The 11,641-nt window shown below is 57.0% G+C and carries 10 protein-coding genes; 5 read left to right on the forward strand and 5 right to left on the reverse strand.

Translation table 11 applies throughout. The annotated features are described in order from the left end of the window. Window positions 1–6: 6 nt before the first annotated feature. Both treY and treZ read right to left on the reverse strand, forming a co-directional pair. Window positions 7–2,475: a malto-oligosyltrehalose synthase gene (gene treY / locus ACOTY9_RS02445; RefSeq protein ID WP_348565496.1), complete on the reverse strand. Its 2,469-nt coding sequence runs from the start codon at window positions 2,473–2,475 to the stop codon at window positions 7–9. Further along, window positions 2,472–4,259, reverse strand: coding sequence for a malto-oligosyltrehalose trehalohydrolase (treZ, locus tag ACOTY9_RS02450; RefSeq protein WP_023330444.1), 1,788 nt, complete (start codon window positions 4,257–4,259; stop codon window positions 2,472–2,474). The genes treY and treZ overlap by 4 nt, the downstream gene beginning before the upstream one ends. A gap of 132 nt (window positions 4,260–4,391) precedes the next feature. Between treZ and ACOTY9_RS02455 the strand changes: the two genes are divergently transcribed. Both ACOTY9_RS02455 and ACOTY9_RS02460 read left to right on the forward strand, forming a co-directional pair. Further along, a complete protein-coding gene (locus ACOTY9_RS02455; RefSeq protein WP_059373093.1) occupies window positions 4,392–4,919 on the forward strand; it encodes a GNAT family N-acetyltransferase in 528 nt (175 codons plus the stop codon). A gap of 60 nt (window positions 4,920–4,979) precedes the next feature. Next, window positions 4,980–5,966, forward strand: coding sequence for an MBL fold metallo-hydrolase (locus tag ACOTY9_RS02460; RefSeq protein WP_421637300.1), 987 nt, complete (start codon window positions 4,980–4,982; stop codon window positions 5,964–5,966). Window positions 5,967–5,979: 13 nt separating this feature from the next. Here the strand turns inward: ACOTY9_RS02460 and ACOTY9_RS02465 are convergent, their stop codons facing one another. Beyond that, window positions 5,980–6,864, reverse strand: coding sequence for a LysR substrate-binding domain-containing protein (locus tag ACOTY9_RS02465; RefSeq protein ID WP_014883873.1), 885 nt, complete (start codon window positions 6,862–6,864; stop codon window positions 5,980–5,982). A gap of 112 nt (window positions 6,865–6,976) precedes the next feature. Between ACOTY9_RS02465 and ACOTY9_RS02470 the strand changes: the two genes are divergently transcribed. The 3 genes from ACOTY9_RS02470 to ACOTY9_RS02480 all read left to right on the forward strand — a co-directional run bounded on the left by ACOTY9_RS02470 (window position 6,977) and on the right by ACOTY9_RS02480 (window position 10,180). After that, window positions 6,977–8,464: a UbiD family decarboxylase gene (locus ACOTY9_RS02470; RefSeq protein WP_071922220.1), complete on the forward strand. Its 1,488-nt coding sequence runs from the start codon at window positions 6,977–6,979 to the stop codon at window positions 8,462–8,464. Between the two features lie 128 nt (window positions 8,465–8,592). After that, window positions 8,593–8,880, forward strand: coding sequence for a VF530 family DNA-binding protein (locus tag ACOTY9_RS02475; RefSeq protein WP_023338326.1), 288 nt, complete (start codon window positions 8,593–8,595; stop codon window positions 8,878–8,880). 7 nt (window positions 8,881–8,887) lie between these two features. Further along, window positions 8,888–10,180, forward strand: a complete 1,293-nt coding sequence (locus tag ACOTY9_RS02480; RefSeq protein WP_023330449.1) for a glycoside hydrolase family 10 protein — start codon at window positions 8,888–8,890, stop codon at window positions 10,178–10,180. Between the two features lie 42 nt (window positions 10,181–10,222). Here ACOTY9_RS02480 and dsbG read toward each other — a convergent pair whose 3' ends face one another. Next, entirely contained in the window at window positions 10,223–10,981 is a 759-nt protein-coding gene (gene dsbG / locus ACOTY9_RS02485) for a thiol:disulfide interchange protein DsbG (protein WP_032636469.1), read from the reverse strand. Between the two features lie 41 nt (window positions 10,982–11,022). Further along, a complete protein-coding gene (locus ACOTY9_RS02490) occupies window positions 11,023–11,634 on the reverse strand; it encodes a DsbA family protein (RefSeq protein ID WP_087529358.1) in 612 nt (203 codons plus the stop codon). Window positions 11,635–11,641 lie beyond the last annotated feature (7 nt).

The raw sequence follows: 11,641 nt of genomic DNA on the forward strand, positions 1-11,641 counted from the left end.
CCACGATTATTCGCAGGTAAGCAGAACCAGTACACATCCCTTTTCTGACGTTAAATCCAGCGTCTCTTGCAGCATGCGGCTTTCACCGCTGAACAGATCCCGATAGCGTTTTCCTGCCAGCGCCTCGGGTATCGCCACCGTGGTATTGCCCCACAGCGTGCGGTTATCGGTGACGCCAAAAACCAGTCGCGGCACGGCAACAATCAGCACCTCGCCGTCTTTCACTCGCGCATAGACAATCAGATGCTCCTCCCGCTCGCCGGACACTTTAAGCGGCAGCCAGTCGCCATAGCGAAACAGCCCGGGATAGTGTGGCCGCAGACGCAGGAGCGTAGCGGTGACAAACTGCTTCACCCTTCCGTCCTGCCAGCACGCCGGGTTTTCAAACATACCGGCATTCGCCACGCTGAGGTTTTGCACCAGCGTCGGAAAGTCCGGCTCGCGGCGGTTATCCGGATCGACAAGGCTAACGTTAAGCGCCTCGCTGCCCTGATAGATATCCGGCACGCCGGGCGCCGTCAGCTTAATCACCGTCTGGCTGAGGCTGTTCATCAGTCCGGCGCGGATAAAGGGCCGCATGGACTCGCTGAAATCATGCAGAAACAGCGTGTTGTCCGGTGAAAGCAGGTGCCGGGCATAGCGCAGCACCACGCTCTCATAGCTCTCGTTGCTGTCGATCCAGTCGGTGCGCTGTTTCGCCTCGCGCAGCGCTTTTTCGAGGAAAGCGATAAAACGCGCCTCCAGCGAGGCAAGCCCGTCGGCGTCGTCCGGCGACAGCGTGGCGGGCCAGACGCCTGCCAGCGCCTGATAGATCATCCAGGTGTCGGCGGCGTTTGGCGCGGTACCGTCATTGAGAAACCGCACCTGGGTCTGGTTCATCTGGCGCCAGCGGGCCAGATTTTCGCCCCACTGTTCCGGGGCCTCCGTCAGGGTGTAAAGCCGGGCCCGGGCATCTTCCCCGCGCTTGGTATCGTGCGTGGAGGTGCCCAGCAGCGCATCGGGCTGACGGGCCAGACGAATGCGCATCTCCTGATGAAAGCGGGATAGCGAGAACGCGCGCGGCGTCGGGTCGGCGCCCACTTCATTAAGCGCCAGCTCCAGGTTATGACGAAAGAACAGCGTGTCTTCAACGGACTTCGCCATCAGCGGCCCGGTCAACTGCTGAAAGCGGATTCTGAAAAGCGCGGCGGACTCGCGGCACTCTTCCGGCAAATCGCCGGTAAGAATGCGGACTATCAGGCTCAGGGCGGCTTCGGATGTCTCGACGCTGGCGACCACGCGGTTAAGCAGCGCGACATCTGGCGGGGTTAACCCCTCCCGGGTGCCGTAGGTGCGGTACACCGGAAAGGCGATAAGCAGCTCGCGTAACGCGTGGCGAATATCATCGCGCTGAAGCGCAACGTCATTGCGGCGGGCCAGATCGTCTGCAAGATTAAGCAGCGTGGTGAACTCGCCCTCAAAATTACGATCGGTCATCAGGCCTTTCGCATCGCGCAGTTCCGCGTGGCGATCGACCGTTACCCCCAGCGTCTCATCGTGAATTTTTTCCAGACGCGACAGGTTATCGTCGTCGACCAGCACTTCCGCCAGCGAAGCGATAAATTCATACCCGGTAGTACCGGAGACGGGCCACTCGGCGGGAAGCTGTTCTCCTTTAGCGAGAATTTTCTCGACCGTGATATAACAGTCCGGTCCGGTTGCCTGCCGCAGGCGCTGCAGATAGCCCAGCGGATCGGCCAGACCGTCGATATGGTCGATCCGCAGACCGTCCACCACACCCGCGTGAACCAGTTCAAGGATGAGGCGATGCGTATCGTCGAATACCGCGTCATCTTCAACACGCACGCCCACCAGACCGGTAATCTCAAAGAAACGTCGCCACGAAAGCTGTTTCGGCGCTTCCCGCCAGGACATCAATCGCCAGCTTTGTGCTTCGTGCAGTTCCGCAAGGCTCTTATCCTCGCTGAACGTGCCCGGGTTGAGCGGATATGCGGTGTCGTAATAGATCAGAGCGGCTTTGTTTGTGACAGGGTCACGTTTTAAAGTAATGGCTCCCTTCTCCAGCTCCGCCTCAAAGGTGTCCCCGAGAAACGGCAGCGTCAGCGGGCGAGACCCGTCGATATCGAAATAGCGGAAATAGCGGCTCTGCTGTCCGTACTCAATCACGTCCCGCCACCAGGTGTTTTCCAGAGAAGTCGACATATGGTTAGGGACAATATCCAGTATCAGCCCCATGCCGGCCTGCTTAAGCGCCGCGGACATGCGGTCGAAACCTTCGCGTCCGCCGATCGCAGGGTCTATTTCATTCGGGTTGGTGACGTCATAGCCGTGCGTGGAATCCGTTGTGGCAGTAAACACCGGGGAGGCATAAAGGTGGCTGATGCCGAGGTCTTTCAGATAGGGTACCAGCGCGACAACGCGATCGAAGGTCATGCCATTACGGAACTGTATACGGTACGTGGCGGAAGGGATCATAACGATGCTTCTCCATCAGCAAAGCGAACGACAATACTGTTCGGCGGCAAAATGTCGGTTACCTCCGGCCAGGCGAAGCGCGTCTCCCCCGGGAGAGCGGGCGGTTTGACAGATTTATTGCCGATATTGAGCGCCAGCGAAAGCGTTCCGGACGGGAAGCGCCAGCTTACGGCCACCATACCGGGTGCCGTCCCGATCACCTTGCCCTCGACGCGACTTCCCTCATGCAGAAGCGGAACGATATAACGATGACGCAGCGTAAGCAGATGGCGCGTGAAGCGGAGCCACGTTTTGCCGTCGTCGGTGGCAATTTTATTCCAGTCAAGCTTTGAGCGGACAAAGGTATTCACGTCATTCGGGTCCGGGACAGCGTCATCGTGCCCGGCATGGCCAGTAAACTCTTTTGCGCGCCCTTCCCGCACCGCGTCGGCCAGATCGCCGTGAAAATCGGTGAAGAACAGGAACGGATGTGATTCACCAAACTCCTCGCCCATAAACAGCAGCGGGATATGGGGGGAAAGCAGTAGTGCAGCAAGCAGCACACGGGTTTTATTGGCACCTGCGAGGGTGATAAGCCGCTCACCATGGGCGCGATTCCCGGTCTGATCGTGGTTCTGAATAAAATCAACGAAGAACTGCGGTGGCTGCGTGTGACACTCCACTCCGCGGGACTGGCCGGTTTGCAGCGAAACCTCGCCCTGGTAGACAAACCCTTCTGCCAGCGCCCGGGCGAATTTTTTCTCTGGTTCAAACGCAAAATCCTGGTAGTACGCGTGCGTCTCACCGGTGGCAAACACGTGAGCCGCGTTGTGGAAATCATCATTCCACTCAGCGGTAAACAGCGGCGTATTGCCGTGCTCATCACGCGGATGCAGGAAAATGACGTTGCGGCTGTCTTCCGTGGTCAGGTGAACATGACGGTTCGGGATCGCCTCACGGATCTTCTCTGCAATTTCCTGGAGAATATGCGTCTTCGAGCTGTCTTTAATCTGGTCGATGGCATCAAAACGCAGGCCGTCCAGGCGGTACTCGGTCAGCCAGTAGAGCGGCGCATCGGTAATGTAATGTCTTACCGGCTCGCGCTCGTAGGCGATTCCGTTGCCCCAGGGCGTCATCCGCTCAGCATCGAAAAAGGCAGGCGACAGCAACGGGAGATAGTTGCCTTCCGGGCCGAAGTGGTTGAGTACGATATCCAGCACCACGGAAAGCCCAAGACCGTGCGCGGCATCGATTAACGCGTGGAAATCCTCTGGCGTACCGTATGCGGCGTGCGGAGCATAAAGCAACACACCGTCGTACCCCCAGCCGCGGGATCCGCCAAACTGAGACACGGGCATAACTTCAAGCTGGGTTATACCCAGTTCTGCCAGATAAGGGAGTTTTTCAATCGCGGCTCGGAAGGTCCCCTCCGGGGTAAACGTGCCAATGTGAAGTTCATAGATAACCGTCTCTTCCCACGGCCGCCCTGACCAGTCCCGGTTAACCGGCTGATAACGTCGGGGATCGATAACGATGGAGGGGCCGTTAACGTCTCTCGCCTGTGCGCGAGACGCGGGATCGGGCACCGTCATGCCGTCCTGCAGGACAAACTGATACTCTGTGCCGTGCGTAACGCCCGGAACGTCTGCCTGAAACCAACCGTTACCCACTGCCGTCATCGGCACGTCGGTGACGGCCAGACGTAGCGTCAGCGCTTTCTGTCCTTCTGCCCAGACGCGAAAACGTACAACGTCATCGGAAATAAACTCAGCACCCCACTGCTTTTGAAATGTCCTGAATTCCATTCATTGTCCTCGAATGACCCACATTTTACGCGGAACGAAGTACAAGCTTAGTTCAGGATTAAAAGTGTGTTGGCTCAGCGGATTTAACCGCCTGGTCTATTCTTTATGAACTCACTCACTACAGGGGAAATTATGCAGATTCGAAAAGGATTAAATACCGACCTCGCACGCCTTGAATGTTGTGACTTCTCTTTCACCGTTAACCACATTGCGCGAGAGCCCTTTATTCACTGTGATTTGCATATCGAAGCCGTCGCCGAACCCTGGCTAAAAATCTACGAGCTTGACATTCAAACCCTGGAAAATCATTGCGTTAATCCGGACGCCATATTTCTTGTCGCCGAAACGGATAACGGTGAAATAGCGGGATTTATTACCGCCTCAATCAGCTGGAATAAATTTATCTCGGTCGATTATATTGCCGTGGAGCGCACAAAGCGCAGAACCGGCGCAGCACAAAAACTGATGGCCGCCGCGCACGTGTGGGCGCGAAGCGTAAACGCGCCGGGACTGCGGCTGGAAACCCAAAATGTTAACGTCTCGGCCTGTCTGTTTTACCGAAACTACGGTTTCACCCTGGGCGGATACGACCGTTATCTGTACAACGCCCTGCCGGAAAAAGACGAAGTTGCCCTGTTCTGGTATTACATGCTGGTGTAGCGAAAACTCGCTGCTCTACGGCCGCTATGAGTAAGATGAGCACTTTCAAAGGAGACGCGTATGCTTACCATGAAAAAACTTGCTCTTTCCACGCTGATGTCCAGTTCACTGCTTTTCTACCCTGTGCTGCAGGCTTCGGCAGAAACGCCCCAGCACGTCGTTAAACAACCGGCGGGCGGTTACCGCGTGCAGGTCGGCGATGTCATTGTCACGTCTTTTACCGACGGAACCGTCGCGCAGGATCTGCATAAGCTGCTGCGCCGGACAACGCCGCAAAAGATTGATGCGCTGCTCGCGAAAAATTTCCAGACCAACCCGGCCGAGGTCTCCATTAACGCGTTCCTGATTGCGATCCCCGGACATAAAATTCTGGTGGATACCGGCTCGGGCCAGCTCTTTGGTCCTGATGCGGGTGGACGCCTGGTTGAAAGCCTCGCCACGCAAGGGGTTAAACCCGAGGACATTACTGAAGTCCTGCTGACCCACGCCCACTCCGATCACGCGGGCGGTCTGGTCAAAGACGGCAAGGTGGTATTCAGCAACGCACGCGTTTTCGTTGGCAAATCCGACGTCGACTTTTTCTTTAACGACGATAATCAAAAGAAAACCGGCTACGGCAAGAACTACTTTGACGTCGCGCAGAAGACCTTAAAGCCCTATCTTGACGCCGGTAAAGTGGTGCCTTTTAGCGGCACGGCTGAGATTCTTCCGGGGCTGACCGGCACGGTTCATCCCGGCCATACGCCGGGTTCAGCCTTCTACACGCTGACAAGCAAAGGCGAGAAGATCACCTTTGTCGGCGACATCATTCATGCCGGGGCGGTCCAGTTCCCGCAGCCTGGTGTGACCATCACCTACGATGAAGATCAGGACAAAGCGGCAAGCGTGCGCGAACAGGCGTTTGCGGACTTTGTGAAAAACAGAGACCTGATTGCCGCGCCCCATCTGCCGTTCCCGGGTATCGGCTATGTCACCAAAGGTGAAAACGGTGGCTATGCCTGGGTTCCCGTTACCTATACCAACCGGGACGCCAGCAGCGTGAAATAAGCGGATGACGCCGTCAGGTGCGATCGAGGGTCATCAGAAATTTTTTAAGCACTTCTGAGCGAATAATTCGGTGGCACACCAGCGTCAGTTCGCTTTCCCTGAGACGGTCGAGAATGTCCACGTAAACGACATTCTCGACACTCACTGCCTTTGCTGACGCAGGCAGCAACGCCAGACCAAATCCCGCGGAGACCAGGCTTATCACCGTGGGAACATCCGTCGCATTCTGCACTACGTCCGGCTGGAAACCCGCCCCGCTACAGACGTCATAAAAGTACTGCTCCAGCCCCACGCCCTCCGGATCGCGCAGCGAGATCCATTTTTCATCCTTCACTGACGCGAGCGTCAGAGCGGAAGAGTCGGCCAGAGGATGCTGGCGATACAGCGCCAGCACCGTTTTTTCTGAGGTGAACGGCCGGCTTTGCAGATCGTCAGGCAGCGATGGCAGCGGTGCCCGAATAATCGCCACATCCAGCTGGTTACTTTGCACGGCGGCGTAGAGCGTCTGCACATTACCCGTCATCAAAGACATGGTTATCGCCGGCCAGCGGCTGTGCATCTGGCGCAGTGCAGCGGGCAGCTTACCGTCGAACATCGCACTCGACACGCATCCCAGGTTTAACACCCCCTGCTCGCCTCTCGCCGTTTGCCTGGCGTCCAGTACCGCCTGCTCAGTCAGGGAGATGGCGAGCCTGGCCTTCACCAGAAACGCGTCGCCCGCGGGCGTCAGGGTTAAGCGACGGTTCGCCCGGCTAAAGAGCGTGACGCCTAAACGTTCTTCCAGCGCCTTTATCTGCTGGCTCAGCGCCGGTTGCGCCATGTTTAAACGCTCGGCGGCCCGGTGCATGTGGAGTTCTTCGGCAACGACAATGAAATGGCGCATCTGACGAAACTGCACGGGAGACTTCCTTTTTTGATAATAAATTTATTATCAATTTAGCAGTAATGATGCAATTGATGCTATGGGTCATTGTCGTAAAAATGGAGGTATTCAACCGAGGGAGGAAAATATGGAAAACCCAGTCAACGATCTCAGAAGTGCCATCGCCTTACTGAAGCGCCACGAAGGCCAGTATATTGAAACCGATCATCCCGTCGATCCTAACGCAGAGCTGGCAGGTGTGTATCGTCATATTGGCGCGGGCGGTACGGTAAAACGCCCGACCCGCACGGGGCCGGCCATGATGTTCAACAGCGTGAAGGGCTATCCGGGCTCGCGCATTCTGGTGGGCATGCACGCCAGCCGTGAACGCGCGGCACTTTTGTTAGGCTGTGCGCCTTCTGAACTGGCAAAACATGTCGGTCAGGCGGTGAAAAAACCGGTCGCACCCGTTGTCGTCCCGGCCTCGCAGGCCCCTTGTCAGGAGCAGGTCTTCTACGCTGAAGATCCGGACTTCGATCTGCGCAAACTGCTGCCAGCACCAACCAATACGCCGATTGATGCAGGCCCGTTCTTCTGCCTGGGACTGGTGCTGGCAAGCGATCCGGAGGACAGCTCGCTGACGGATGTCACCATCCACCGCCTTTGCGTGCAGGAGCGCGATGAGCTATCCATGTTCCTGGCCGCCGGTCGCCATATTGAAGTCTTTCGCAAAAAAGCGGAAGCGGCCGGAAAACCGCTGCCGGTGACGATCAACATGGGGCTCGATCCCGCTATCTATATCGGCGCGTGTTTTGAGGCCCCCACCACACCGTTTGGTTACAATGAGCTGGGCGTCGCCGGGGCGTTGCGCCAGCAGCCGGTCGAGCTGGTACAGGGCGTGGCGGTAAAAGAGAAAGCCATCGCGCGGGCGGAAATTATCATTGAAGGCGAACTGCTTCCCGGCGTGCGCGTAAGAGAAGATCAGCATACCAACACCGGCCACGCGATGCCGGAATTCCCGGGCTACTGCGGTGAGGCGAACCCGTCTCTGCCAGTGATCAAAGTGAAAGCGGTGACCATGCGCCACCAGGCTATCCTGCAAACGCTGGTGGGCCCCGGAGAAGAACATACCACCCTGGCCGGTTTGCCGACGGAGGCCAGTATCCGCAATGCGGTGGAAGAGGCGATTCCGGGCTTCCTGCAAAACGTCTATGCACATACCGCGGGTGGCGGTAAATTCCTGGGTATTTTGCAGGTGAAAAAACGCCAGCCGTCAGATGAAGGACGCCAGGGCCAGGCAGCGCTTATCGCGTTAGCCACCTATTCGGAGCTGAAAAACATTATCCTTGTCGATGAAGACGTGGATATTTTCGACAGCGACGACATCCTGTGGGCGATGACCACCCGTATGCAGGGCGATGTCAGCATCACGAATATTCCGGGGATCCGCGGCCACCAGCTGGATCCGTCTCAGTCGCCGGATTACAGCAACTCAATTCGCGGAAACGGCATCTCCTGCAAGACCATCTTTGATTGCACGGTGCCGTGGGCGCTGAAGGATCGCTTCGAGCGCGCGCCGTTTATGGAGGTTGACCCGACACCGTGGGCACCTGAACTGTTTAAAGACAAAAAGTAAACGAACGTTCCTCTTTCTTCACCCCTCGGGGGTGAAGAATTTCACGCTTAAATTGCCGCTTCCCCTGCTTTCTTGTACCCTTTCTTCGGTAACTCCACCCCCACAAAAATTGAGACATCCGGACACCTATGACTGCACACATTTCTAACGATCCTTTGCATGGCGTCACGCTGGAGATGATGGTCAACGCCCTGGTGGCGAAATATGGCTGGAGCGAGTTGGGTGACCGCATCAAAATTAACTGTTTCAGAAAAGACCCCAGCGTTAAATCGAGCCTGAAATTTCTGCGCCGTACCCCGTGGGCACGCGCGGAGGTCGAAGCCCTGTATCTGGATTCCCTCCACGACGAGGGACATATAGAACAGGAGGCGCCCGCCTTTAATCCCTGGGCTAACAGTCGGATTATCAAGAGCTAATACGCAAATGACGCGACACGTAAAACGGATCGGTGCGCTGGCTGGCTGCGCACTTTTACTTGTAAGCTGCTCCTCAAAACCACCAAAATCATTAGTTACCCCGCTCCCCACCGTCAGCAAACCGACCCAACAGGCAAACGAGCCGATGCGCGGGATCTGGCTGGCGACCGTCTCTCGCCTCGACTGGCCGCCGGTGGCCTCGGTGAATGGCACCAGCGCTGACCAGCGCATCGCAATGCAAAAGCAGGCGCTTATCGCCAAGCTCGATAACCTTAAACACCTTGGGATTAACACGGTATTTTTCCAGGTAAAGCCGGACAGCACGGCACTCTGGTCATCAAAAATATTACCGTGGTCAGATATGCTGACGGGCAACATCGGCGAATATCCGGGATACGATCCGCTTCAGTTTATGCTGGATGAAGCGCACAAGCGCGGTATGAAAGTCCATGCCTGGTTCAACCCGTACCGCGTGTCGACCAACACGAAGCCGTCAACCATCGCTGCCCTGAACCGGACGGCGTATCAGACCCCGTCGAGCGTCTATGTCCAGCACCCGGAGTGGGTACGCGTCTCGGGCGATCGCTTCGTACTCGATCCCGGCATTCCGGAAGTGCGCGACTGGATAACCCGTGTCGTCACGGAAGTCGTGGCGAACTACCCGATAGACGGCGTGCAGTTTGATGATTACTTTTATGCTGAATCACCGGGATCCGCGCTGAATGATTCTCAGACTTACCGGCAGTACGGACAGGGATTTGCCTCTAAGGCCGACTGGCGAAGACACAACACGCATCAGCTGATCGTCCAGGTTTCCCGCGCGATAAAACAAACCAAACCCGACGTTGAGTTTGGCGTCAGCCCGGCTGGCGTGTGGCGTAACCGCTCCTTTGACCCGGCAGGCTCGGACACCCGGGGTGCCGCCGCCTATGATGAATCCTACGCCGATACGCGTCAGTGGGTGCAGCAGGGCCTGCTGGACTACATCGCCCCGCAAATTTACTGGCCCTTCTCCCGGGATGCCGCGCGCTATGACGTGCTGACCAAATGGTGGGCCGACGTCGTGAAGCCGACCCACACGCGTCTGTACATCGGCATCGCGTTCTACAAAGTGGGCGAACCGTCGAAAAATGAGCCGGACTGGACGGTTCAGGGCGGCGTGCCGGAACTGAAAAAACAGCTCGATCTCAATGATTCACTGCCCAACGTCAACGGCACCATCCTGTTCCGGGAAGATTACCTGAACAAGCCGCAGACGCAGCAGGCGGTCAACTATCTCAAAGGACGCTGGGGTAGCTAACCGGACGGCCGGGCAGAAACGTCCTGTTTCTGCCTGCGTTCTTTACGGCTTCGGCCCGAACATCGCTTCAAGCTGCTGCGCGTCCGGCATCCCGACAACCTGCTGCAGCTCGTTTTCCGCGTTCATATAGTAAATGGCCGGGGTGGCGTTGGCCCCCAGACTGTCCATCAGCGCCTGGTGTTTCTGCAGGATCGCTACCGTTTCGCGAGACCCTTCCCCCTCAGGCTTCGGTAACTTTTTGCCACCGGAGAGCTCGTACTCGCGCCAGGCCGAGACCGGATCTTTCGCATTCAGGATCGCGGCAGCGTTACGTCCGCTGTTAGGGTTAAGAAACGCCACCAGCAGCGTATTCAGCTGGACCTTGCCCGCCTTGACCCACGGCTGCGCCTCTGACCAGAACTGCTTGCAGTACGGACAGAACGGATCGGCGAAGACGAAGACTTTGCGCGGCGCGTTATCCGCCCCTTCCTTCAGGGGATGCGCCGCGTTGAGCGTCTTCCACATTTCCCGTCCCATCGGGGCATAGATCTCTTTCTGGAAATACCCCTCGCTGAGGTTTTTCCCTTTGTCATCGTACAGATAGCCCGAAATCACGTGCTTGCCGTCCGGGGTTAAAAAGAGCGTCACCCCCATGTCCTGATACTGCCCCAGCCAGGCCGGCGCGCCGCCGGGCGCATCCAGCTTTTTGATGATTTTAATGTTCTGCTGCTCGCTGAAGTGTTTAACCACATCCGGTATGGCGTCAGCCGCCTGGGCCAGACCTGAGGTCGCCAGCGCCGAAAGTAACAGTAATTTTTTCATATCCCTCTCCGGTTTATCGGGGGCATCACGCCCCCTTCAGGTTAGCGGTTTTTCAGCGCGTCGCTGACGATTTCATCGAACTGTTCAAAAGGCACCCAGCCGGGCAGCAATCCCTCACCAATCAGCGTGGCGGGCGTACCCTGAATGCCCATTTTTTCCGCGACAAGCAGGCTGCGCTTAATGGTCATCAGACTCTCCTCATCAGGCGTGGTAACGCTGACCCCAGCCCGTTTCTGCGCTTCCTGAATGCTGGCGTCATCGTGGTATCCCTTTTTAGCCATCAGGGTATTGTTCAGTTTCATAAACTGCCCGGGATCCTGACGCCAGAGCGTGAGCGCATCGCGCGCGGCGGTCAGCGAACTTTCCGAGCGGTAAGGTAAAAACTTAAACACCACGGCGACATCGGGATGTTTTTCTACGATCTTCTCCAGATAGGGGTCGAATTTCTTGCAGTACGGGCAGTTGTAGTCGGTAAACACCACAAGGGTGAGCTTTGGATTTTTCGCGCCGATACGCGGGGAATTCGGATCGTTAAACAGAAAATCCGCGATCATCTTCTGCGCACGTTGCTCCTGGTCTGGCGTCAGCGGCTGAGCGGCCATCGCCTGAGCCGAGGCCAGCAGGAGCATCAGCGTGATAAGGAATTTTTTCATAATACGT

Origin of the sequence: Enterobacter cloacae complex sp. SHL012, from assembly GCF_049237505.1 — a bacterium.
Lineage (GTDB): Bacteria > Pseudomonadota > Gammaproteobacteria > Enterobacterales > Enterobacteriaceae > Enterobacter > Enterobacter kobei.